Annotated in this window: 23 protein-coding genes and 1 pseudogene; 8 read left to right on the top strand and 16 right to left on the bottom strand. The window is 63.9% G+C overall.

Going from position 1 to position 22,174, the window contains the following annotated elements:
- Positions 1–33: 33 nt before the first annotated feature.
- Positions 34–633: a superoxide dismutase gene (locus tag JMV54_RS02280; RefSeq protein ID WP_201517234.1), complete on the bottom strand. Its 600-nt coding sequence runs from the start codon at positions 631–633 to the stop codon at positions 34–36.
- 307 nt (positions 634–940) lie between these two features.
- On the opposite strand from JMV54_RS02280, the gene JMV54_RS02275 reads away from it, so the two are divergent.
- Complete coding sequence (locus tag JMV54_RS02275) at positions 941–1,111, top strand: DUF3117 domain-containing protein (protein ID WP_201517233.1); 171 nt, start codon at positions 941–943, stop codon at positions 1,109–1,111.
- A 132-nt stretch (positions 1,112–1,243) separates the two neighbouring features.
- On the opposite strand, the gene JMV54_RS02270 is transcribed toward JMV54_RS02275, so the two are convergent.
- Positions 1,244–1,876, bottom strand: coding sequence for an O-methyltransferase (locus tag JMV54_RS02270; RefSeq protein WP_201517232.1), 633 nt, complete (start codon positions 1,874–1,876; stop codon positions 1,244–1,246).
- Positions 1,877–1,912: 36 nt separating this feature from the next.
- On the opposite strand from JMV54_RS02270, the gene JMV54_RS02265 reads away from it, so the two are divergent.
- Positions 1,913–2,347 (top strand): twin-arginine translocase TatA/TatE family subunit, encoded by a 435-nt coding sequence (locus JMV54_RS02265; RefSeq protein WP_230972768.1) that lies wholly within the window; start codon positions 1,913–1,915, stop codon positions 2,345–2,347.
- Positions 2,348–2,370: 23 nt separating this feature from the next.
- Here the strand turns inward: JMV54_RS02265 and JMV54_RS02260 are convergent, their stop codons facing one another.
- Genes JMV54_RS02260 through JMV54_RS02250 form a run of 3 tightly spaced genes read right to left on the bottom strand, consistent with a single transcriptional unit; the run spans position 2,371 to position 5,357 of the window.
- The gene (locus tag JMV54_RS02260) at positions 2,371–3,468 is read right to left on the bottom strand and encodes an Mrp/NBP35 family ATP-binding protein (protein WP_201517231.1); all 1,098 of its coding nucleotides are present in this window, start codon (positions 3,466–3,468) and stop codon (positions 2,371–2,373) included.
- A gap of 3 nt (positions 3,469–3,471) precedes the next feature.
- Complete coding sequence (locus JMV54_RS02255; RefSeq protein WP_201517230.1) at positions 3,472–4,026, bottom strand: DUF1003 domain-containing protein; 555 nt, start codon at positions 4,024–4,026, stop codon at positions 3,472–3,474.
- Between the two features lie 5 nt (positions 4,027–4,031).
- Complete coding sequence (locus JMV54_RS02250; protein ID WP_201517229.1) at positions 4,032–5,357, bottom strand: magnesium transporter MgtE N-terminal domain-containing protein; 1,326 nt, start codon at positions 5,355–5,357, stop codon at positions 4,032–4,034.
- 118 nt (positions 5,358–5,475) lie between these two features.
- Here JMV54_RS02250 and JMV54_RS02245 point away from each other — a divergent pair, with 118 nt between their 5' ends.
- From JMV54_RS02245 to JMV54_RS02235, 3 genes are all read left to right on the top strand, one after another.
- On the top strand, positions 5,476–6,384 hold the full coding sequence (locus JMV54_RS02245; protein ID WP_201517228.1) for a YflT domain-containing protein: 909 nt from the start codon (positions 5,476–5,478) through the stop codon (positions 6,382–6,384).
- Positions 6,385–6,662: 278 nt separating this feature from the next.
- Positions 6,663–6,995, top strand: a complete 333-nt coding sequence (locus tag JMV54_RS02240; RefSeq protein ID WP_201517227.1) for a PadR family transcriptional regulator — start codon at positions 6,663–6,665, stop codon at positions 6,993–6,995.
- On the top strand, positions 6,995–8,014 hold the full coding sequence (locus JMV54_RS02235; RefSeq protein WP_201517226.1) for a permease prefix domain 1-containing protein: 1,020 nt from the start codon (positions 6,995–6,997) through the stop codon (positions 8,012–8,014). Before JMV54_RS02240 ends, JMV54_RS02235 begins: the two co-directional genes overlap by 1 nt.
- Positions 8,015–8,134: 120 nt before the next feature.
- Here JMV54_RS02235 and JMV54_RS02230 read toward each other — a convergent pair whose 3' ends face one another.
- The gene (locus JMV54_RS02230) at positions 8,135–9,571 is read right to left on the bottom strand and encodes an aminopeptidase P family protein (RefSeq protein WP_201517225.1); all 1,437 of its coding nucleotides are present in this window, start codon (positions 9,569–9,571) and stop codon (positions 8,135–8,137) included.
- A 49-nt stretch (positions 9,572–9,620) separates the two neighbouring features.
- Positions 9,621–10,679 (bottom strand): endonuclease/exonuclease/phosphatase family protein, encoded by a 1,059-nt coding sequence (locus JMV54_RS02225; RefSeq protein WP_201517224.1) that lies wholly within the window; start codon positions 10,677–10,679, stop codon positions 9,621–9,623.
- Positions 10,680–10,755: 76 nt separating this feature from the next.
- Between JMV54_RS02225 and JMV54_RS02220 the strand changes: the two genes are divergently transcribed.
- Positions 10,756–11,652: a PHP domain-containing protein gene (locus JMV54_RS02220; protein WP_201517223.1), complete on the top strand. Its 897-nt coding sequence runs from the start codon at positions 10,756–10,758 to the stop codon at positions 11,650–11,652.
- Here JMV54_RS02220 and JMV54_RS02215 read toward each other — a convergent pair.
- The gene (locus JMV54_RS02215; RefSeq protein WP_201517222.1) at positions 11,616–13,031 is read right to left on the bottom strand and encodes a DEAD/DEAH box helicase; all 1,416 of its coding nucleotides are present in this window, start codon (positions 13,029–13,031) and stop codon (positions 11,616–11,618) included. The two genes, JMV54_RS02220 and JMV54_RS02215, sit on opposite strands and share 37 nt — an antisense overlap.
- Before the next feature lie 208 nt (positions 13,032–13,239).
- On the opposite strand from JMV54_RS02215, the gene JMV54_RS02210 reads away from it, so the two are divergent.
- Complete coding sequence (locus JMV54_RS02210; protein ID WP_201517221.1) at positions 13,240–13,878, top strand: hypothetical protein; 639 nt, start codon at positions 13,240–13,242, stop codon at positions 13,876–13,878.
- A gap of 63 nt (positions 13,879–13,941) precedes the next feature.
- Here the strand turns inward: JMV54_RS02210 and hemL are convergent, their stop codons facing one another.
- The 6 genes and pseudogenes from hemL to hemE form a co-directional block, all read right to left on the bottom strand.
- Positions 13,942–15,225, bottom strand: a complete 1,284-nt coding sequence (hemL, locus tag JMV54_RS02205; protein ID WP_201517220.1) for a glutamate-1-semialdehyde 2,1-aminomutase — start codon at positions 15,223–15,225, stop codon at positions 13,942–13,944.
- Entirely contained in the window at positions 15,213–16,178 is a 966-nt protein-coding gene (gene hemB / locus JMV54_RS02200; protein WP_201517219.1) for a porphobilinogen synthase, read from the bottom strand. The genes hemL and hemB overlap by 13 nt, the downstream gene beginning before the upstream one ends.
- Entirely contained in the window at positions 16,175–16,873 is a 699-nt protein-coding gene (locus JMV54_RS10675; protein WP_230972779.1) for a uroporphyrinogen-III synthase, read from the bottom strand. Before JMV54_RS10675 ends, hemB begins: the two co-directional genes overlap by 4 nt.
- A gap of 69 nt (positions 16,874–16,942) precedes the next feature.
- Positions 16,943–17,815: pseudogene (gene hemC / locus JMV54_RS10670) on the bottom strand (hydroxymethylbilane synthase); the annotation flags it as partial.
- Entirely contained in the window at positions 17,812–19,149 is a 1,338-nt protein-coding gene (locus JMV54_RS02190) for a protoporphyrinogen/coproporphyrinogen oxidase (RefSeq protein ID WP_276529517.1), read from the bottom strand. The gene JMV54_RS02190 and the pseudogene hemC, both read right to left, overlap by 4 nt.
- A complete protein-coding gene (hemE, locus tag JMV54_RS10665; RefSeq protein ID WP_230972767.1) occupies positions 19,146–20,153 on the bottom strand; it encodes a uroporphyrinogen decarboxylase in 1,008 nt (335 codons plus the stop codon). Before hemE ends, JMV54_RS02190 begins: the two co-directional genes overlap by 4 nt.
- Positions 20,154–20,245: 92 nt before the next feature.
- Here hemE and JMV54_RS02185 point away from each other — a divergent pair, with 92 nt between their 5' ends.
- Positions 20,246–21,508, top strand: coding sequence for a glutamyl-tRNA reductase (locus tag JMV54_RS02185; RefSeq protein WP_201517216.1), 1,263 nt, complete (start codon positions 20,246–20,248; stop codon positions 21,506–21,508).
- Positions 21,509–21,575: 67 nt separating this feature from the next.
- Here the strand turns inward: JMV54_RS02185 and JMV54_RS02180 are convergent, their stop codons facing one another.
- Together JMV54_RS02180 and JMV54_RS02175 are read right to left on the bottom strand one after the other, a co-directional pair.
- On the bottom strand, positions 21,576–21,938 hold the full coding sequence (locus JMV54_RS02180) for a hypothetical protein (protein WP_201517215.1): 363 nt from the start codon (positions 21,936–21,938) through the stop codon (positions 21,576–21,578).
- Positions 21,938–22,150 carry a DUF3107 domain-containing protein gene (locus JMV54_RS02175; RefSeq protein ID WP_201517214.1) on the bottom strand — a complete coding sequence of 71 codons (213 nt, stop codon included), beginning with the start codon at positions 22,148–22,150 and terminating at the stop codon, positions 21,938–21,940. The genes JMV54_RS02180 and JMV54_RS02175 overlap by 1 nt, the downstream gene beginning before the upstream one ends.
- Positions 22,151–22,174 lie beyond the last annotated feature (24 nt).

Genomic DNA, 22,174 nt, shown 5'->3' with positions numbered 1-22,174 from the left:
GCCGAGACACACCGTTTCGTGTGTTTGCTGTAACTAGGCCGCGACGGCTGCGTCGAGGCGCTCAGCCACGTTCTGCCAGTTGACGATGTTCCAGAAGGCCTTCACGTAGTCGGGCTTGACGTTCTGGTAGTCGAGGTAAAAAGCGTGCTCCCACATGTCGAGCATCAGCAGCGGGGTGATGCCGAAAGGCACGTTGCCCTGCTGGTCGAACAGCTGGAAGGTCGAGACGTTGCCGGTTGCATTGTCGCGACCGAGCACTGCCCATCCCGAACCCTGGATGCCGAGTGCGGCAGCGGTGAACTGCGCCTGGAATTTTTCGAGACCGCCGAACTCGTTGTCGAGCAGGTCTTTGATCGAACCGGTGGGCGCCTCGTAGTTCGGGGTGAGGTTGGTCCAGAAGATCGAGTGGTTGTTCACACCGCCGACGTTGAACGCGAGGTCTTTTTCGAGGCGGTTGATGTTGGCAAAGTCGCCCTTGTCGCGAGCCTCAGCGAGCTGCTCGAGTGCGGTGTTCGCGCCCTTGACATAGGTTGCGTGGTGCTTGGAGTGGTGCAGCTCCATGATCTTTGCCGAGATGTGCGGCTCGAGTGCCGAGTAGTCGTAGGGGAGGTCGGGGAGCGTAAATTCTGCCATCGTCATTCCTTTCACATGGGGCGTCTGCCTCATTCATCCCAGCACTCAAAACGGCGCCGGGCATACGAGCCAATCTAGCCGGCTCGAATGTGTACAACCCGAACGGCACCGGTGCTATTCCGGTGCCGAAGCTCGCCCGTAAAACGTGACCGTGGTGGGCAGTGCTGACCGGGAAGGATTTGTTCGGTTCGCCAGGTGCAGCATGTGCGAACAGGTGCAGCATGTGCGAAGTGGTCACATCGGATAATCCGTTGGGAATCGCCCGGTAGAATGGTTGGTGGAAGAAGACCAAACAGGAGGCAACGATATGGCTGCGATGAAGCCGCGCACCGGTGACGGCCCGATGGAGGCTGTTCGCGAGGGTCGACTGATCATTGTTCGAGTTCCGCTGGAAGGCGGCGGTCGACTGGTCGTGTCGGTGAACGACGACGAGGCGAAGGAACTTGCGACAGCGCTCGGTTCGGCGCTCGAGTCGTAGTCTGATTTTGACTGCAGTGCGGCGGAGCCACACCGATGGTGCGAGCTCCGCCGCACTGTTGTTTCCGAGGCTGCAAGCGTAGCGGGCTCCGAGAAGCTCGCGGGCGCTCAAAACTTGCGAGCGCGAGTGGCGTTACCGGTTGGCCGTGGAAATTTGCAGTAGCCCACTGCCAATCGGCAACACGGCGCAGGCCGTGTCGGGCTGCCGATAGAACTCGCGGATGATGGCCCGCAGTGAATCTGTGACCGCATCCCGGCGCGCGGGGTCGGCAACCCGACCGTGATTGAGCGCGTGGAGCAGCAGGATGGTGCCGCCCGGGCGGGTGATACGCAGCGCGTGGCGCAAATATGCGGCTGCGAGCGCGGGGTCGTCTTGGATGAGGACCAGGTCGTAGCTGGCATCGCTCATGCGGGGCAGCACCTGGATCGGGTCACCGCCGATGCAGCGGATGCGTGCGGGTGCGTGCCCGGCCGCGATCAGGGTTTGCCGGGCGTCGGCAAGATATTCGGCCTCGGCATCCAGGCAGGTCATCGTCGCTTCCGGGGCGCCGCGGTGCAGCCAGGCAGAACTCACCCCGCCGCTGGAACCAATTTCAATGATTTGCTGGGCGTTGGTGGCAGCGGCGATGAACGCCAGGTGGGCACCAAGCCCCGGCGTGATCTCGGGCAGTCCTGCCTCGAGTGCGTAGTGGCGGGCAATCTGCTGCTCACGAGTCTCGTGCGCTTGCTCGTTTACAAAACGCCGGTTCAACTCGAGTTCGCTCATTCTTCAAGAATAGGTTACGGCCAGTAGGGTGGAGGCGTGGGCTCACTGACCTTTGACAAGCTGATCATCATCGGCATCATTGTCATGCTCATTTTTGGGCCCGACAAACTACCGGGACTGGCTGAACAGCTGGCGCACCTCATCCGTCGGGTGAAGTCGTGGAGCAATGAAATGAAAGATCGCGCCGAGGATGAACTCGGCGAGGAGTTTTCGATTGATGACTGGCGCAAACTTGACCCGCGGCAGTATGACCCGCGGCGAATTGTGCGCGACGCCTGGAATGAGGTGGATGCACCGGCACCGTCGGGAGCCCGCAGCTCGGCTGCAGCGGCTGCCGTGGGCGCCGCAGCCGCGAGTGAGGCAGGAAGCGTGGGGAGCAGTTCACGTCCCTCGTGGGCGGCGCTGACCGCGGCTGTGCCCGGCGAACGCTATGTGCCCGGTGCCGCACCGTTTGATGATGAGGCGACCTAGAGACGCCACCTAGACGAAGCCACCTAACTGACCGACAGCGGCAGCGAACGTCCGCTGAGCCCGCGAGGCTGCTGCATCAACCGTTTGGCCGCATCACGCAGCGCGAGCGCGGCAGGATCGTCGGGATGCGCGATCACGAGCGGTGTGCCAGCATCGCCACATTCTCGCAGCATCCCCGAAATTGGCACCTGAGCCAGCAGCTCAACGCCCAGGCGCTCGGCAACAGTGGCGCCACCGCCCGAGCCGAAAAGCGCGAACTCGCTACCATCCGCACCGATCGCCGGCGACAGGGTCTCGATTACTCCCAGCAGTTTTTGTCCGGTCTTGCGCGCCACCGAACCCGATCGCCACGCCACATCCGCGGCCGCCTGCTGCGGTGTAGTGACCACCACCGCCTCGCTTCCGGGGAGTAGCTGTCCGAGTGAGATCGCAATGTCGCCGGTGCCGGGTGGGAGATCGAGCAGCAGCACATCGAGGTCGCCAAAGTGTACATCGGTCAGAAATTGCTGCAGGGTGCGGTGCAGCATCGGGCCCCGCCAGGCCACGACATCGTCGGGGGATGCGAGGAACATGCCGATCGAGATGGCCGATACCCCGTGCGCCACCGGCGGCAGCATGAGTTCGCCCACGCGCGTCGGCTGGGTGCCGGGCGCGAGACCGAGTAGACCGGGCACCGAAAAACCGTAGACATCCGCATCCACGACCCCGACTGCCAAGCCTTCGGCAGCCATCGCGGCGGCCAGGTTCACGGTGACCGTGGATTTCCCAACCCCGCCCTTGCCGCTGGTCACCGCAATCACGCGGGTGAGCGAATCTGGGCCAAACGGATTGTGGGCGGGCCGTGAACCGCGCACTTTTTGCACGAGCTCACTGCGCTGCTCGCTCGTCATGACACCGACCGTGAGCGTGTAGTGCTCGTCACCGATCGCCCGCTCAATCGCGGCGCGCACTTCCGACTCGATCTGCTTCGCGGCGGGACAGCCGACAATGGTGAGCAGCAGTTCGACCTGCACCGGGTCATCGTCAATTTTGGCGATCATCCCGAGGTCGGTGAGTGGCCGGCGCAGTTCCGGGTCGTTGACACGGGAGAGCTCGGCGTGGATGGCTTCGCGGCGGTTCATGAACTATCGGTTGGGAGCTGGATCGGTATTGGGGGATTCGTCGTCATCATCGAGCTGGTCGATATCTTCGAGCAGCGAGCGCAATTCGGCGCGGATGAAATCTTTTGTGGCCACATCCTGCATGGCCAGTCGCAGCGCGACAATTTCGCGCATCAGGTACTCAAGATCGGCGGTGTTGCGTTCGGCTCGCTGCCGGTCTTGTTCGATTTGCACGCGGTCGCGGTCGTCCTGCCGGTTTTGTGCTAGCAGAATCATTGGTGCGGCGTAGGAGGCCTGCAGTGAAAGGGCCAGGGTGAGCACCGTGAACCCGAGCGCGGCCGAGTCAAAGCGCCACTTTTCGGGCGCGAGTGAATTCCAGGTCAGCCAGACCGCAACAAATACGCTCAGCACGATGAGGAAGCCCGGTGTGCCCGATGCGCGGGCAATAACTTCCATCACCCGGCCGAGCATGTCGCCGTCACGGTCACGCTTTTTGGGGGCGTCGTCTTTGCGGCGCCGTTTGCGCGGTGGACGCTCTGATTTCGGCGTGGCGAGTAGTTCGTCGTCTTCGTGCGACATGTTGGTCACCCCCGATTCTGCTGGTGGTCGAGCTGGCCAATGAGCGGTTTGCGTGGCAGGGTGAGGGCCTGCGTGTCGAGGGTTACTTCGCGCGGTACCGAACGCCAGTCATTGGGCAGGATGTGGTCAAGTACGTCATCCACCGAGATCGCACCGACGAGGCAGTTGTCGTCATCGACCACTGGCAGCACCACGAGGTCGTATCGGGCCAGTGACCGCACCACATCGATATCGGTCGCGGTGGTGGGCACTGGTTGGGTGTCGCTGTCGAGGATCGAACCGACGCGCTCGTGTGGCGGGTAGCGCAGCAATCGCTGGAAATGCACCAGGCCAAGATAGCGACCGGTGGGGGTCTCGTAGGGGGATGCGGTGACAAACACGGTGGTTGCCAGCGCGGGCGGGATTTCTTGCCGGCGGATGAGCACTAGCGCTTCCGCGACGGTGGTGTCGGCCGAGACGATGATCGGGTCGGTCGTCATTAGACCACCGGCGGTGTTGGGCTCGAATTCGAGCAGCATACGCACGTCTTCGGCCTCTTCAGGCTCCATGAGCGCGAGCAATGCCTCTGATTTTTCGTCGTCGAGTCGGCCCACGAGGTCGGCGGCGTCGTCGGGTTGCATCTGGTCGAGCACATCGGCGGCGCGTTCATCGCCGAGGTGGTCGATGATGACGACCTGATCGTCCTCGTACATTTCTTCGAGCACGGCCGCGATGCGTTCATCCGGCATCTCTTCGACGACTTCGAGGCGGCGCTCTTCGGGAAGCTCAAGTAGCGCATCCGCAAAGTCGGAGGGGCCCATTTCGCTGTGGGCGGTGAGGAACTGGGTGGCGGGGGTGTCGACGGTCGGGTCGAGGTCGAGTTCGACCTCATCCCAGGTTACGTATTTGCTCGGCTGACGACCGAACATATGCATCGTGGTGCGCGGCATCCGCAAAAAGAGCTGCTCAACCGACCAGGTGCCGTCATCGGCCTGCTGAATGGCCACATCTTCGACCACGCCGCGAGTGCCGCTGGCCAATACGATGGCTGAGCGGTCGAGCAGGTCGCTGAATACGCGCACCTCTTCACCGCGCTGCTCGAATGAGTGACGGTCGACGCGTTCCCAGTCGACGATGAGCTGTGAGCTGCCGATGGATGTGATTTCGTTCATGGCGGCGAAAATCACGCGGCGGGATGCTCCGGCGAGTTCGATCAGGATGCCGTTGACGCGCGGTGATTGCGATGAGCGATAGTTAATGATGACATCGCGAACGCGGCCCACGCGGTCACCGTTCTGGTCGAACGCTGGTGTATTTGCGAGGCGCGCAACAAAGACTTTCGAGATGCTCACCCTTCGATGTTAGTCGGGCGAGTGCTGGCGGGATGCTCACCGTGCCGTTCGGGCGCTCGGATGCAGCCCTTGGCGAACACGGCGGCGGACACCCAGGCTGAGCGACTTAAATGGGGTTATGAGTAGCTCTCAGCAGATGCAGCAACAGAGTCGATTCCCGACCCTTCCCGAGGGAGAGGTGGTCGCTTCGTATTCGTCGTATGAGCGCGCCCAGGAGAGCGTCGATCGCCTGGCTCGCAACGAGGGGTTTTCGGTGAAGTCGATTTCGATCGTCGGCAGCGACCTGAAATCGGTTGAGCGGGTTACCGGGCGGATGAACACCGGCAAGGCGGCGCTCAACGGTGCGCTATCGGGGCTCTTTTTGGGAATGTTTTTCGGCGCCACGATGATGCTGTTTATGCCCGATGTCTTGTTGGTGACGCTGCTCGGAGTGCTGCTGCTGGCCACCGTGTTTGGTGCGGTGTGGGGCATGATCGTGTATGCGATCTCGCCAAATAAGCGCGAGTTTGCCTCGATGATGCAGCTGACCGCGACCAAGTACGACGTGATTGTGCCGCACGGGCTCGCTGCCGAGGCGCGGCAAATTCTTGGCACCGCGGCGGCGCAGCCGGCGTCGGCCCCGGGTGTTTATGGTGACCCTGCGGGGCAGCAGCCGGGTGGTTACGGTGTGCCGCCGGTGGGGTTTGGCGCACCACAGTCGCAGCACGGCCAGCCCGGTTATGGCCAACAGGGTTATGGCCCGCAGGGTTATGGCCAGTTGCAGTATGGCCAACAGGGACAGCCAGTCGCGGGGCAGCCTGATGCCGCGAGCGCCCAACCCGAGTCTGCGGCAACACCGCCGCGCACCTACGGTGAGATGCTGGATGAGCGTCGCCGCCAGGAGCGCGAGGCGTCAGAGCGGGCGGGGCAGGCTGACGCTGCCGGCAGCGATAAGCAGACTGGCAGTGATCAGCAGGCTGGCAGTTACTCGCAGACTGGCGAGGATGCTGCGGCTGAGCGCGGTGCTAGCGACAGCGAGAATAGCTAGCCATCGAGCGCGCCGCGTTTCGGTGGTCGCGAGAGCTGGATGAGGGGTGCCCTTGAGTGCGCGCCCCTTTTTTCTATGGTGGCGGTGAGTTCAGCGGAAAATTTTGGGGTCAGGATGGCCGTGCGAGCATCCTGACCCCAAAATCTTCCCAATACCTCACACCTGAACCGGATCCGATAAAAAGTACTTGATCTGTCGTAGTACGCGAGGTACAGTAAAAGTACTGCGATAGACATAGTACGGCAGACAATGTAGTACGCAATAGGAACGGAGGGGCCGTGATTAGCAGCGATCTCATCCGTGGTTCGGTGGATTTGCTCGTGCTCGACTCGGTTTGGGAGGCGCCCTCATACGGGTACGCCATCTCGAAGCGCATTGAGGAACGAGCGGCGGGGCGATATTCCCTGAAAGAAACCACGCTCTACTCGGCCATGCGTCGCCTCGAACAGCTTGGCGCACTCGAGTCGTTTCGTGGCGAACAGACCCAGGGGCGGGCGCGAACCTACTACCGAATCACCGACGTCGGTCGGGAACACTACCGGTCGAAGTGCGCCGAATGGCGTGCCACCAACGAATTGATCAGCAAATTTGTACGACAGGGAGTCGAGTGATGGAAGCAATCACCACCTATCTCAATCACATGTTCCAGGGTCTTCCTGCAACCCCCGAACTGCAGCGTGCGCGCGCCGAGCTCGGGCAGATGGCCGAGGACCGCTATCACGAACTCATTGCCGAGGGAGTGTCTGAAAATGAGGCGGTCGGCCGGGTGATCTCGCAGTTCGGCAACCTCGAAGAACTCGCCGACGAGCTCGGCATCCGCGCCGAACTCGATCGCGTGCATGAAGATGGCCTCAGGCTCGACGAGCAGCAGGCCGGGCGCTTCGTCAGTGTGCGGCAGCGTGCCGCGCACCTCATCGGCGGGGGAGTCTTGGTGGCCCTCGTCGGTGTCGCTGCCCTGGTGCTTTTGTCGCCCGACGATGCCACCGAGACCTACCTGTTTAGCCCGGAACACGCCAATGTGTTCACCGCCGTCGGCTTCGGCATCATGTTTCTCTGTTTGGCAATCGCGGTGGGCATGTTCGTTTTCGCGGGGGTGTCGCTTTCGAGGTTCGAGGCGGCCGAACGCGGTGTGGACGTACCGCTGGGTACCCGGCAAGACTACGGTCGGATGCGTGAGGCCGAAACCGGCCGCTTTGCGTTGCAGCTTGCTGTCGGCATCGGGGTGATTTTGCTCGGTCTGGCCGCCGTCCCGATCGTCGATATTCTCACCGGCGAAAACGAGGCCGCGGCCCACATCACCGTGACCGTGTTGCTGGTGCTCGTGGGCGTGGGCGTCTATCTGCTGGTGCTCGCGGGGATGCGCCGCACCACTCTCGGGATGCTGGCGCAGGAGGGTGAATATGATCCGGCGCGGCGCGAGCGCGAGCAAAAATCAAATCGCCTGCTTGAACTGATTGCCGGTCCCTATTGGATGCTCATGGTCGTCATCTATATGGCCTGGAGTTTCATCGGCAACAGCTGGGGCACCTCGTGGATTGTCTGGCCAATTGGCGGTGTGCTCTTCGGTCTAATCGCGGTCACCACCCAATCGGTGCAGGCGGCGCGTGAACGCGACGAGGGCAAGCGCTAGGCCGAGCGCGTCCAACCGGCACGGCTCAGCCAACACGGCTCAGCCAACACGGCTCAGCCAAAAACATGGGCGCCACTCCAACTCATCGGAGTGGCGCCCATGTTCTTTGACGGCAACGAACTAGCCGCGGATGCGGGCCATCCAGGCTTCGACCTCGTCGGCGGTGCGCGGAATTGCGGCCGAAAGGTTTTCGGCCCCGTTTTCGGTAACCAGGATGTCGTCCTCAATTCGCACACCGATGCCGCGCAGTTCTTCCGGCACGGTCAGGTCATCCGGCTGGAAGTACAGGCCCGGCTCGATGGTGAATACCATGCCCGCTTCGACCACACCGTCAAGATACATTTCGCGGCGTGCCTGCGCGCAGTCGTGCACGTCGAGACCGAGGTGGTGGCTGGTGCCGTGCACCATATAGCGGCGATGCGGCTGGTTCTCGGGCAGCAGCGCCTGCTCGAGCGGCATCGGCAGGATGCCCCACTCCGAAAGCGTTTCAGCAATCGAACGCAGTGCGGTTTCGTGCACCTGGCGGAAGGTGATACCGGGCTTCACGATCGCAAAGGCGGCATCGGCGGCCTTCAGCACCGCCTCGTACACGCGCCGCTGCACGGGGGTGAACCGGCCGTCGATTGGTAGCGTGCGGGTGATATCGGCGGTGTAGTACGAGTCGGCCTCGACACCCGCATCCACCAGGACGAGTTCGCCGGGGCGCACCTCACCATCGTTATCAGTCCAGTGCAGGATGCACGCGTGCGCGCCGGCGGCAGCGATGGTGCCGTATCCCACATCGTTACCCTCGAGGCGGGCGCGAGCCGCAAACACGCCCTCGATGACGCGCTCGCCACGACGGTGGCCAACGGCCCGGTCGAGTTCGCGGATGATGTCATCAAATCCGCGCTCGGTGGCGTCTACTGCACCGCGCAATTCGGCGATTTCGTATTCGTCTTTCACCAGGCGCGCCTCGCTGAGCTCCTGCGCGAGCTGCGGGGTGTCGAGTGTGACATCACCGTGTCGAGACTCAAATTCGCTCAGCGAACGGGTTTCGATGCCGAGATCGGCCGCAACCTGCGCCAGCGACGGCCGCGGGCCGGTCCAAAACTCACCGATGGCAGGGTTTGCGTAAAACTCGCTGGTGTCGCGGCCCGCGCTCTCACGGAAGTAGAGCGTCACCTCGTGGCCGTCAGTGATCGGGTCGAACACCAGCTGCGCGCCGGGAACCGTGTCGGATCCCCAGCCGGTGAGATAGGTGAACGCGGTGTGCGCGCGGTATGGGTAATCGGTGTCGTTCGAGCGCACCTTCGGGTCGCCCGCGGCGATTACCAGCCGTTCGCCGGGATGCGCTGCCGAGAGGCGTTCGCGGCGCGCGGCCGTGAATGCGGCTGCGGCACGCGGCTCGGGTAGCGTGTCGACGCGCTCGGCCCAGCCCGATGAAATGAACTGCTGGAAGCCAGTTGAGTCGGGGGTGGTGCTGCGATTGGAGTTCAGCTCGACCGCGTCTGCGGTAGCGGGCGTGGTCGACCCCTCGGCGGTGTCTTTGACAGTGGAGGTTTGTTGGTCAGTCATCCCTCCATTGTGGCCGTTCCAGCTGAGAACCGGCGTCAGGCCGCCGCCGCTACTCGGGATCTGTGGTGAGCGAGAGCTCGGCAAACACCGGTCGGTGATCCGAACCGTCAAGTTCACCGCGGGCAATTACCTCAAAACCGGTGACCTCCCACTGCGAGGTGTACATCACGTGATCAATCGGTGTGCCCACCAGTGGCGCCCGACCGCTCGGCCAGGTTCCCACCGAGGCCGCTCCCGCATCCAATGCCGCATCTCGACAGGCACCCAGTTGCGCACCCGGCACATCGGCATCCGCAAGCCCGGCAAGATGGTCGAGCGTGGCGTTGAAATCACCGGCGATGATGGTGTCGCCGCGGCACACCGTCGACAGCCACTCGAGGTCGCGGTTCCAGACGGCCATCTCTCGGTGTACCGGTGCGATTGGATGCGTGGCAATCAGCGTCGGTCCATCACCCGAAACCGGTTCGGCAATTACGGTGGCAAGTTTTTCGGTGTCGCCGAGCGACTTATTGAGTTCATACTCGCCAAGCTCAACCGAAACCAGCAGTGTGGTCTCGGCGGCTCGATATCCCGGTGCGCCGGTGTTTGACAGCACCCACATCGGGCGCCCCTCGGCCTTCATGAGCCCGGCAATCTCCAGCCCCATGTCCTGGGTTGTTTCGGGCAGCATCACCACATCGGCGCGATACTCCAGGGCGAGATCGGCAATAGTTGGCGATCCAGGCTCGTTACCCAGCGTGTTCCAGGCGAGCACCCTCACCGAACCATCCGCACCTGTGGGCTCGAGCACGGCATTCACGCCGCGAGACAGCACCACTGCACCCGAAGCGATCGTCGCCACCGCGACCACCGCGGTGCTTGCTGCCAGCAGGCCGCGCATCCGCCGCGATGGCACCAGCAGCAGGCCCAGTATCACCAGCGCGAACACCAGCGAAAGGGTCGCAACTATCCGGAACGAAACCGCCTGGGCAAACGGAAACACTCGCTGCAGCCCGAATAGTTGGGGCCACAGCAGCACCGTTAATGCAGCCGCAGCCGGCACGGCAAGCACGAAGCCGCCGAAATACCAGCCCGGATGCACACGTTTGGAGCGGCGAGTGTTCGACATAGCCCAGCAACTCTAAACCCGGATGCTGGAGTTGTGCTGCACCGGCGCGGAAGTCGGCGCCAAGTAGCATCTCGATATGCCCGTTTATCACTTTGACGCCGAGCGGCCGATCGACCTGCACACCCATTCAAATATTTCGGATGGCACCGAATCGCCCGCCGCCGTCATGCGGGCTGCCGCTACCGCTGGGCTGGGCACTATCGCGCTCACCGACCACGACAGCTTCGACGGGTGGGAACAGGCTGCCGGCGCTGTCGCCGAAACCGGGGTGACGCTGATTCCGGGAGTAGAAATATCCACGCAGATCGGCCGCGCCTCGGTGCATCTACTCGGCTACCTGGTCGACCCGAACTACGAACCGCTGCGTGACGAGCTGGCTGCCGTTCGCGAAAGCCGTCTGGGACGTGCCGAAAAAATGGTCGCCCGCATCGGTGCCGACTACCCGCTCAGCTGGGATGATGTGCTGGCTCAGGCAGAGCCCGGCGCGACTATCGGCCGTCCACATATTGCCGATGCGCTCGCGGCAAAGGGCATCGTGCCCGACCGCTCGGCAGCGTTCGACACGATCTTGCACTGGCGCGGAGGGTACTACCAGCCGCATCACGCCCCGCATCCGACCACCGCGATCAAGCTGGTGCGTCAGGCCGGGGGAGTACCGGTGCTGGCGCATCCAGGCAGCCGGGGCCGACCGGCAATGCGCGACGGTAATTTGGCAGAGCTCATTGCCGCGGGGCTGCTGGGCGTCGAAATCGGGCATCGCGAAAATGACGACATTAATCGCGGCCTGTTGCGCTACGCGGCCCGCACCAATGACCTCATCGTCACCGGCTCAAGCGACTATCACGGCACCGGAAAACCGAACCGGCTCGGTGAAAACACCACCGAGCCGGATCAGCTGCAGCGAATCATCGACGCTGCTACGGGATGCGCGCCCCACTATGCGCCAGCGGCACCATCCGCCTTCGGAGCCTGATCGCGCTGCTGTGCCGCTGTGCTCTGGCTGTTGGTGCGGCGGCGACGGCGACGACGACGGGGTGCGGCGCTCTCGCCGGTTGCCGCACCATCACCACCGGACTGCTGCTTTCCACCTGCTGCGCCGGCCCCCTGCTTACTGCCGCCGGTGCGCCGACGGCTGCGCGTGCGTGAGCGCGACCCTGGCTGTGCGGCAGGCTGCTTAATGCGGCCCTTGGTGCCTTCGGGGATGTCGAGATCACTGAACAGATGCGGCGACGACGAATAGGTTTCGGCCGGATCTTCAGCGTCGAGTTCGAGCGCGCGCGAAATGATCGCCCAGCGGGGAAGGTCTTCCCAGTCGACCAGGGTGATTGCGATGCCCGTGTTGCCGGCGCGGCCGGTGCGGCCCACGCGGTGCAAATAGGTTTTTTCATCCTCGGGAATCGTGTGGTTGATGACGTGGGTGACATCGTCAACATCGATACCTCGGGCGGCCACATCGGTTGCGATCAGCACATCACGCTTACCCGAGCGGAACTGCTCCATCGAGCGTTCGCGCTGGTCTTGGTTCATATCACCGTGCACGGCACAGGCCGAAAATCCGCGTTCGCGCAGTTCGTCGAGCAGTTTGGCGGCGGCGCGCTTGGTGCGCATGAAGATGACGGTCTTGCCACGCCCGGTTGCCTGCAGCGCCCGCGCAATGAGTTCATCCTTGTCGAGCGGATGCGCACGGTAAACGAGGTGCCGAATGTTTTTTTGTAGCACGCCCTCATCAGGGTCGGTCACCCGGATGTGTACCGGTGCGCTCATGAAACGCCGCGCCAGTGTGAGAATCGGGCCGGGCATCGTCGCCGAAAACAGCATGGTGTGCCGCACCGCCGGCACGCGCGAAAAAATCTTTTCGATATCGGGCAGGAAGCCGAGATCGAGCATCTTGTCGGCCTCGTCGAGCACAATTTCGCGCACATTTGACAGCGACAGCACCCGCTGGTTCATGAGGTCAATAATTCGGCCCGGGGTGCCCACGACCACCTGGGCTCCGGCCTTGAGCTGATCGATCTGCTCGTCGTAGGCCTTACCGCCATAGATTGCCACCAGTGAGGTACCGCGGCGCGACGCCGCAATTACAAGATCCTCGTACACCTGCATCGCGAGCTCGCGGGTGGGGGTGACCACCACGGCCTGCACTCCCGGCTCGGGGTTTTCGCCCAGTCGCTGCAGCAGAGGCAGACCGAAACCGAGCGTCTTTCCGGTGCCGGTTTTTGCCTGGCCAATAATGTCTTGCCCCTTGAGCGCGAGCGGAATGGTCTGCTCTTGAATGGGGAAGGGGGTGGTGATGCCGTGTTCGGCGAGCACCGTTACGATGTCTGATTCGATTCCTAGATCGGCAAAGTTCACGAAAAAATACGCCCTTATCGCGTCGGAAAATTCTGGCGCCCGGGAATACTAAGGGCGCGGGTGCTGTCTACTGCACCGCCACTAGCCTACCGTGGACGGGTTCAGGGCCGGTGTTTTGCTGCCCGGGTCGCAGTGCTTCCGGGCGTCCAGCGATAGCTGGCAACCAAAACTCGCGGAATTCTCGTGTCGAACCGGCTACGCTGACCACGTGGCAACGAGCAGTGTGAATCCCCAGTTCATTCCGTCAATCGCACGCCTGCGGGCACTTGAGGCGGCGATATTTTCGCGCGGCGAACAAGAGGCGGCAAAACTCGCCGGTGATTTTGTCGACAGCGGCGCCTGCGAGTTGATCGCGGCGGCACGGGATGAATTTGCTGCGGCAGCGGCCGAGGTGGATACAAAAACCGAGGCGGGCGATATTCGTACCGCTGATGCGAGTGTGGATGCGCTGCGCACAGCAGTTGCGGGTCACGACAAACAGGAAGAATTGCTTTCGCTGCACATCGCACTGGGCTTTGCAGCGGATGCGGTGACACTACTTCTGGGTGCCCACGCCGAGCTGAACGGAACGGAGGCGGAACCTACCGCGGCCGAGCGCGTTGCTTCGGCGCAGGAATCGCTCGTGGCGGCTTTCGATGCGCTGTTTGCCGATGACACCCTGCTCGATGACCGCCTGGCCATGTGGGGTCGCCGGGTTGCGGGTGATTGCGCGGTGTGGGCGCGGACGCTTTTGGGGCTCGAGAGTGATGAATCAAATCCCGAGGCTGACGACACCGTCGAATGGTTGGTATCGCACTGCTTCTCGGAGCACTCGCGCCGGATGAACAAACTCAAACTCGCCGCTTAGAACGGCTGAGCCAAAACGAAATCGGGACCGGTGCTCGCACCGGTCCCGATTGTTTTGGGATGACTACTGCTGGGCGGCCGCGCGAGCGGCGGCGGGCAGTGCGTCAAAGATGCGGTTCATGGCCGCGTCATCGTGAGCGGACGAGAGGAACCAGGCCTCGAATGCCGACGGGGGTAGCGCCACGCCGGCTTCGAGCATGGCGTGGAAAAACCGGCCGAACGCGGCTGTGTCCTGTGCCTTCGCATCCTCGTAGTTACGCACTGGTTCGTCACGGAAAAACACCGAGAAGAGGTTGCCGGCGGTCTGGATTGTGTGCGGTACCGCAGCGGCCGTGAGCGCCTCGCCCACCGCGCGCTGCAGTTCGAGCGAGCGGCGGTCAACGGTTGCGTACACCTCATCGTCGGCCAGGCGCAGCGTTTCGAGCCCGGCGATGGTCGCCAGCGGGTTACCCGACAGCGTACCGGCCTGATACACGGCACCCACGGGGGCCAGATGCTGCATAATCTCGCGGCGGCCGCCGATGGCTGCCAGCGGCATCCCGCCACCGATCACCTTGCCGAAGGTGAACAGGTCGGGCTCATAACCGCCCTCGAAGCCCCACCAGCCGGCGGGACCAACCCGGAAACCGGTGAGCACCTCATCCAGGATGAACAGCGCACCGTGTTCGCGGGTGAGCTCACGAAGGGTGTTATTGAATCCGGCATTCGGGGTGACAATACCCATATTCGCGGGCGATGCCTCGGTAATAACCGCTGCGATGCGGTCGCCCATTTCAGCGAACACCTCGCGAATAGCGGCCTCGTTGTTGTATTCGACCACCACGGTGTCGGCGGTGGCAGAAGCTGGCACACCCGCCGAACCCGGCAGCCCCTGAGTCGCCAGACCAGAACCGGCCGCGGCGAGCAGCGCATCCGAATGACCGTGATAGCAGCCGGCGAACTTGACGATCACATCGCGTCCGGTGGCGCCGCGCGCGAGCCGGATAGCGGTCATGGTTGCCTCGGTGCCGGTCGACACAAAACGCACCTGTTCGGCAAGCGGTACCCGGTCACGCACCGCCTCGGCAAGCTCTACCTCGGTGACGGTGGCCGCCCCGAACGACAGTCCGCGACCGGCCGCCTGTTGCACGGCAGCTACAACCTCGGGGTGGGCGTGGCCGAGCAGCGCCGGACCCCACGAACACACCAGGTCGACGTACTCGTTGCCGTCCACATCCACCACATAGGGGCCGTGCGCCGAGGCGATGAACACCGGGTCGCCGCCAACCGAACCAAACGCGCGCACCGGTGACGAGACACCGCCGGGAATGATGTTTTTTGCGCGATCAAACAGATTTATTTCAGCCATGATGCAAGCTCCTCAGCCCAGTAGGTCAACACGATGTCGGCGCCGGCGCGAACGATCGCGGTCACCGATTCGGAAATCGCGGCCTGGCGATCAATCCAGTTGTGGCGCGCGGCCGCTTCAATCATCGCGTACTCGCCCGACACCTGGTAGGCGGCAACCGGCACCGGCGAAGCAGCGGCCACATCGGCGAGCACATCGAGGTAGTAACCGGCCGGCTTCACCATCACCATATCGGCACCCTCGGCGAGATCGAGTTCGGTCTCGTGCATCCCCTCGCGACGGTTTGCCGGGTCTTGCTGGTAGGTGCGGCGGTCGCCCTCGAGGGTTGATGAAACCGCATCGCGGAAGGGGCCATAAAACGCGGATGCATATTTCGCCGAATAGGCGAGGATGGCGACGTTGTGAAAACCGGCATCATCGAGCGCGTCCCGGATATATCCGACCTGGCCGTCCATCATGCCAGAGGGCGAAACCACGTGCGCTCCGGCGCGAGCCTGGGCCACCGCCATCGCACCATAGGCTTCGAGCGTCGCGTCATTGTCGACCTCGCCCGTGCTGGTCACAAAGCCGCAGTGACCGTGGCTGGTGAACTCGTCCAGGCAGGTGTCGGCCATGACGACGGTTTCGTCACCAACCGCATCCCGCACTGCTGCCAGGCCGAGCTGCAGGATGCCCTCTTCATGCCAGGCTGCGCTGCCACGCTCATCCTTCGCGGCTTCTTCGGGCACACCGAAAAGCATCAGGCCGCCAACACCGGCGGCAACCGCACGCTCGGCTGCGGCGGGCAGGTCGGCGAGCGAGTGGCGGTGCACACCGGGCATCGAAACGATTTCGCCGGGCTCATCGGCAACGAACATTGGGAGCACCAGCTGGTCGGGGCGCACCTGCGTTTCGCGCACGAGGCGACGCATTGCGGGGGTGGAACGGAGTCGACGGGGACGATGCTGAATCATGCGCTGTGCTTTCTGATGGTTGCGAGTGCTTGGATAAGGCCGTCGGCATCCTGTGTGGCTGCCTGGGCGGCCACGGGTACCGAGCGGTGGTGCAGGGATGCTGCCGAGGGCGGGCCGAATGCCACGACTGCGGTTTCGGGATGCCAACCGAGCAGCTGCTCGATCGCGGTGCCCATCGAACCCGATAACACCACGACGGCATCAAAATGTCCGCTGCGATAGTCGCTGACGAGGCGCCGGGGGAGGGACTCGACCGGTTCCATCGTGTACACCGGCAGCGTTTCAACCGCATACCCTTTTTTGCGCAGCCCGGCCGCGAGCACCGGTGATGACAGTGCCGAACCGGGGATGAGCACGCGGCCCGACCCGACCGGCCAGGCTTCAGCGAGCGACGCCGCGCTCGATTCGCCGCCCACCGGCAGCAGATCGACACGGTAGCCGTGTTCGCGCGCTGCAGTTGCGGTGCCCAGGCCGACCACTGCGAGTCTGGCTGATTCGGGGATGCGCAAACTCAGCTGTTCGAGCACCGTGAACGTTGCCGGCGAGGTCACCGCGATCCAGTCGGCGCCTTCGAACGTGCGGTCGGTGGCGAGCGGCACCCGTCGCTGCACCGGTTCGGCAGTCACCTCGGCACCGGATGCCCGCAGCGCCGCCAGCAGGTCACCCTCATCGGCGCGGGGGAAAAACACGTGCATCCCCGCAAGCACGTTCGCGCCGCGCCACAGCGACGAGTCGTCGTGGAGCTCAGCCAGGCGTGACGGTCGGGATGCATCCAGCTCGGCAATATCGGCCGCGCCCTGCCGCAGCAGCTGCTGCGCCGCGAGCGCACCGGCGTTCTCCGCTAGCGGCATCGAGTGGGTTACCGCAGCGCTGCCGTCGAGCGCAAACACCCCGGCTTCGAGGGTGCCGCCGCGGCCGAGGGCGCCGATTGGCGCGGCGCAGCCACCGCCGAGTTCAGCGAGCATCTGGCGCTCGGCATGCACCGCACGAGCCGTTTCGGGATGATCGAGGGCGGCGAGCGCAGCCATCACCTCGGTGTTGTCGGTGCGGCATTCAAGCGCGAGCGCGCCCTGCCCGGGAGAGGGCAGCAGCTCGAGATAGTCGGTGATGTGTTCGGTCATGCCGAGCCGCTCGAGGCCCGCCGCCGCCAGCACAACGGCGTCGAGGTCGGCGGCCGATACTCGCGCGAGTCGAGTGCCGACATTGCCACGCACATCCACATAGCGCAGATCCGGGCGGAGCTGGCGCAGCTGCGCGACCCGTCGGGGCGATCCGGTGCCGACGGTAGCGCCGGTGGGAAGCTGGGCGAGCGTGAGGCCGTCACGAGCGCACAGCGCGTCGCGGTGATCGACGCGAGCTGGGACGGCGGCGATGGTCAGCCCCTCAACCGGCTGCGTGGGCAGGTCTTTGAGCGAGTGCACGGCAAAATCGCATTCGCCGTTGAGCAGTGCGATGCGCAGTTCGGCGGCAAATACGCCCACGCCACCGAGCTGGGTGAGCGAACCGCGGGCCACATCACCGCCGGTGCGGATGCGCACGAGTTCAACCTCGTGGCCGCGGGCTCGCAGCGCATCGGCAACCTGCTCCGATTGCGAGACGGCGAGGGCTGAGCCTCGGGTACCGAGCTTGAGTTTCACGAATCACTCCCTGTGTGAGTCATATCGCCAGCCGAAGCGGGCGCGCTATTAACCCAATCGTGTTCGAGCAATTGCGCCACGCCGGCGATTGCCGGTGCAATGCCGTTACCGTCGAGCCATGCACCTACAAGTGCAACGCCGGCGGCGCTTGCTTGTTCGCGAATTGCGGTGCGTTCAGCGGGGCTGATGCGGGTGGGCACCGATTCCCACGCCAGCGAGGCAAAACCGGTGATGTCCGCTGCTGTTATCGGCACCCCGGTGAGACGCGCGAGGTCGCCCACCGCGCCCTCAAGGGTGGGGCGGGCATGTGGGGGATAGGTCATCCGAAACACGTGTTCGGGTGCCCACGACCATTTTGCCGAATAGTGCGTGATTGCTTTGGCGCCGACACCGTCGGGTTCGGCCACCACGGCTCCCGAACCAATCGGATGCGCGGCAAACTCGGGCTTTTTGGCGGTGAGAATGACCGACCGGATGGTGCGCACCGGCGGCGGCGTAAGTTCAACTCCCAGCGTGGCCAGCAGCCATGCAGCCGGCTGTGCCGCGGTGGCGAGCACCAGTTGGTCGGCATTGAATCTGAGATCGTCGGCGGCGCACACGGTGATCCCAGACGCACCTGGTTCGAGTCTGGTGGCAGCCGTATCGGTGCGGAGCGTGCCACCCGCGGCAATAAAGCGCTCGCGGAGCGCCTCGATGAGCCGGAACATACCGCCCACCGGCTGCTCTACCGCGGCGCTTCCAGGGCCGCGAAGCTGTGCCACCGCGGCGATCAACGAGCCGGTCTGGGCGATTTTTGGCAGCAGCTGCGGCGCAAATTCGGCGAGCGGCATTTGCTCGGGCGAAAGCGCATAAACACCGCGAGTCACCGGCGCCACCAGCTTCGTCAACACCGCCTCGCCCAGGCGCAGGCGCACAAGTTCGGCGAGGGTGGTCGAATCGGCGCCCACCGCGCGGTCAAGCTGCGGTTCGGCGGCCGCGAGCTGGTACTCGTCGGAGCTGAGCGCACCGAGGGCGGGGTCATCGAGCGAGCTGGGGATACCCAACACGCCGGTGGCCATCGGGTTGCTACCGTGCTGCCACCACAGCTGCGAGGTGCCGCGCGGTGGCGCTACCGCAAGGCCGAGTTCATCGCACAGGGCACGCACCGTGCCGCCGCGAACCGCGTATGCCTCGGCACCCGCATCCACGAGCGCATCCCCAACCGTGATCGAGGTGATCATGCCACCGAGCTGCGGCTGTGCCTCGAGCAGCGTGACGCTGTGGCCGCGCTCACTCAGCCGCACGGCCGTCAATAGCCCGGCGATACCGCCGCCGACAACAACGACCTGGGTCACAGTTCGTGGATGAGTGCTACCAGGTCGGTCAGCACCTGCGGGTCGGTAGTTGGCGGAACTCCGTGGCCGAGATTCACGATGTGGGCGGGAGCCACCTGCCCGCGCCGCACCACATCGCGCGCGTGTGCCTCGAGGGCGGGCCAACCGGCTGCCAAAAGTGCCGGGTCGATATTGCCCTGTAGTGGCAGGTCGGGCACCAGCTGCGCCGCCTCATCGAGCGGCGTGCGGTAGTCGACACCGAGCGCCTCAACACCGATGGCTGCCATATCGGGCAGCAGGTGGCGGGTCCCCACGCCAAAGTGGATGCGCGGCACCCGTCCGGCGATCGGTGCAAGCGCGGTGGCCGAGTGCGGCTGGACATATTCGAGGTAGTCGGCCCGGCTGAGCGAACCGGCCCACGAATCGAATAGCTGCACGGCCCGAGCGCCCGCGGCGATCTGCGCATCCAAAAACTGTCCCGAAAGTTTCGCGGCCCAGTCGAGCAACCGGCCCCAGGCCTCGGGATCGGCGTGCATCATGCTGCGTGCCCGCAGGTGGTCGCGAGTGCCGCGACCCTCAACCAGGTAGGCCGCGAGGGTGAACGGGGCGCCGGCAAAGCCAATCAGCGGGGTCGCATCCCCGAGTTCACGGACGATGATCGATACCGCTTCGGTGATGGCGCTGCTGTCGGTGATTTCGTGTTCGACGATGCGGTCAACATCCGCGCGGGTGCGCACCGGGTTTTCGACCACCGGGCCAACACCCGAAACAATGTCAACATCAACACCGGCCAACACCAGCGGCGTCATGATGTCTGAAAAAAAGATTGCCGCATCCACGCCGTGACGACGCACCGGTTGCAGCGTGATCTCGGCCGCAAGTTCGGGAAGCAAGCAGGCTTCGAGGATTGTGGTGCCCTCGCGAGCCTTGCGATATTCGGGAAGTGAACGACCTGCCTGGCGCATGAACCACACCGGAAGACGGTCTGGCCGCTTGCCCTGCAGCGCAGAAAGAAGAGCACTCATAGTAACTCTCAATCTTGCCACAGCTGCAGGCAGTCGGGGCGGGCGGGTCGGCGGAGCCTTATCGCGCAGAAAGTGGTTGAATAGAGAGCACTGTGACTCTGCATGTTTTTTCTCTTCAGCATGATCGTCAGGGGCTCTCGGAAGTTGAGCGAATCGCCAGTGGCATCGACGAAGCCGTAACCCAGCTTCGGAAGTCATCGGCGGTTGCCGGCTCGGTGGTCTTGAGCACGTGCAACCGGGTTGAGGTGCTGCTCGACACCGATGAACCCGGTGCGGCCGACCTGCGAACGGTGCTGAACGCGCAATTTGATACGCCGCCCGCCTGGGACCTCTACCTCGGCGAGGCGGCACTCGGGCATCTTTTCCGCGTCGCTGCCGGGCTCGAATCGATGGTGGTTGGCGAGCGCGAAATTGCCGGGCAGCTCAAACGCGCGCTCACCGATGCTCGTGAAGCCGGCGAATCGACGCATATGCTCAATATTGCGATTGACGATGCACTGCGCACCTCGCGCCGTGTCTCACACGAAACCACGCTTGAGGGCGCCGGTCGCTCGGTAGTGAGCGAGGGGCTCGATCTTCTTGAGGTGGCTGACTGGGCGAAACTGTCGGTGCTGATCGTCGGCACGGGCGCCTATGCCGGTGCCGTGCTTGCTGCGCTGCGCCGCCGCGGTGTGGCAAATATTGCCGTGCACTCGGCCAGCGGCCGCGGCGAGCGTTTTGCTGCCAGTCACGATGTGGCAGACCAGCCTGATCTGGAAGCCGGTATTGCCATAGCAGACCTCATTGTTACCTGCCGTGGCCGCGGCGGACACGTGATCACTCCGCAGCTGCTGTCGGAGGTGGCGGGGCCAAAGATTTTTCTTGACCTGTCGCTCGCGCGCGATGTTGACCCCGAAGTGGGCCAGCGCGAAGAAACGCAGCTGATCGATCTGGCCCGCATCCAGGAGGCACTCGGTAGCGGGATTGATGAGGACACGCGCCGGGCCGGTGCGATTGTGAATGAGGGCATCGCCGAAACCCTGACCAAGCTGCGCGTGCGCGCGGTCGACCCGGCGGTGGTTGGGCTGCGCGAATCGGTGATGGCGCTGGTGGATGACGAAGTCGCCCGGTTGCCGCAGCGCGAACTGACGCACGAAGACGCCGCACGATCGCTGCGGCGGCTGGCGACCCGACTGTTGCACGTGCCATCAACCCGTGCCCGGCTTGCCGCCGAACAGGGCCGCACCGCCGAATACCTGCGAGCTATGGAGCACCTGTACGGAATCGGTGAGCAGTCTGGTATTGACGCTGACACGCTCGAACAAGATGTTTGCCCGGTGACACACCTGGGCGTGTCTGACCTCGAACACTCCTGAGCCGCGCTGCCGCGTTGGCTAGTGACTGATCGCCAGCAGCTGAGCACCGGTAGCTCATCGCCGACAGTTACTGTGTGGGCGCGGCCTCGTCGACTTCGCCGGGTTGAATGTTCACGCGACCGACGTGGCTGAGTCGGTCAAAGAGGTCTTTGTCATCGGCCTGACGACGTTTCGCCATGCCGGTGGCGCTGAGAAACACGGTCACCGTAACGACAATCACGAGCACCACCCACGGCGCGACCGCGGTGGGCTCAAGCGCCGGCCAGCTCAGCAGCCGGCCGAGCCAAATGAGTGCCGCCCAGGTACAGGCTGCCACAGCCGCACCGATTCCCGGCAGCAGCAGCGGATGCACCAGCCCCTTGGGCGTGGCAATGGTGTGGGCGACAACGCCGCAGACCACACCAATCGCCAGTGCGATGAGAGCCGACATTAGGCGACAAACCCAACGCGGCGGGCGGCCTCTTCGCCGATTTCTACGTAGGCGATTTGCTCGCGGTTCACGAGATAGACGCGCTGGCGGTCATCCTCGAAACGAATGATCGAGTCGCCGCCGGTCACGAGCTGCTCAACCTCTGCCGAGCTGGCGTTGGTCTCAAAGCTGAGTTCACGGGGCGAGTGCAGGATACCGATACGCAGTTCCACGGAGAAACCTTTCGCTATTTGGCG

It is taken from the genome of Gulosibacter hominis, from assembly GCF_904842695.1.
Taxonomy (GTDB): Bacteria; Actinomycetota; Actinomycetes; order Actinomycetales; family Microbacteriaceae; genus Gulosibacter; species Gulosibacter hominis.
The sequence above is the reverse complement of the archived record's forward strand: the minus strand, read 5'-3'. Positions and strand labels throughout refer to the sequence as shown.

Bases quoted from the DNA above. Each gene is read 5' to 3' on its own strand.
- JMV54_RS02280 (WP_201517234.1), bottom strand. From the start codon at position 633: ATGGCAGAATTTACGCTCCCCGACCTCCCCTACGACTACTCGGCACTC.
- JMV54_RS02275 (WP_201517233.1), top strand. From the start codon at position 941: ATGGCTGCGATGAAGCCGCGCACCGGTGACGGCCCGATGGAGGCTGTT.
- JMV54_RS02270 (WP_201517232.1), bottom strand. From the start codon at position 1,876: ATGAGCGAACTCGAGTTGAACCGGCGTTTTGTAAACGAGCAAGCGCAC.
- JMV54_RS02260 (WP_201517231.1), bottom strand. From the start codon at position 3,468: ATGAACCGCCGCGAAGCCATCCACGCCGAGCTCTCCCGTGTCAACGAC.
- JMV54_RS02255 (WP_201517230.1), bottom strand. From the start codon at position 4,026: ATGTCGCACGAAGACGACGAACTACTCGCCACGCCGAAATCAGAGCGT.
- JMV54_RS02245 (WP_201517228.1), top strand. From the start codon at position 5,476: ATGAGTAGCTCTCAGCAGATGCAGCAACAGAGTCGATTCCCGACCCTT.
- JMV54_RS02235 (WP_201517226.1), top strand. From the start codon at position 6,995: ATGGAAGCAATCACCACCTATCTCAATCACATGTTCCAGGGTCTTCCT.
- JMV54_RS02230 (WP_201517225.1), bottom strand. From the start codon at position 9,571: ATGACTGACCAACAAACCTCCACTGTCAAAGACACCGCCGAGGGGTCG.
- JMV54_RS02225 (WP_201517224.1), bottom strand. From the start codon at position 10,679: ATGTCGAACACTCGCCGCTCCAAACGTGTGCATCCGGGCTGGTATTTC.
- JMV54_RS02220 (WP_201517223.1), top strand. From the start codon at position 10,756: ATGCCCGTTTATCACTTTGACGCCGAGCGGCCGATCGACCTGCACACC.
- hemL (WP_201517220.1), bottom strand. From the start codon at position 15,225: ATGGCTGAAATAAATCTGTTTGATCGCGCAAAAAACATCATTCCCGGC.
- hemB (WP_201517219.1), bottom strand. From the start codon at position 16,178: ATGATTCAGCATCGTCCCCGTCGACTCCGTTCCACCCCCGCAATGCGT.
- JMV54_RS10675 (WP_230972779.1), bottom strand. From the start codon at position 16,873: ATGCACGTGTTTTTCCCCCGCGCCGATGAGGGTGACCTGCTGGCGGCG.
- hemE (WP_230972767.1), bottom strand. From the start codon at position 20,153: ATGAGTGCTCTTCTTTCTGCGCTGCAGGGCAAGCGGCCAGACCGTCTT.
- JMV54_RS02180 (WP_201517215.1), bottom strand. From the start codon at position 21,938: ATGTCGGCTCTCATCGCACTGGCGATTGGTGTGGTCTGCGGCGTTGTC.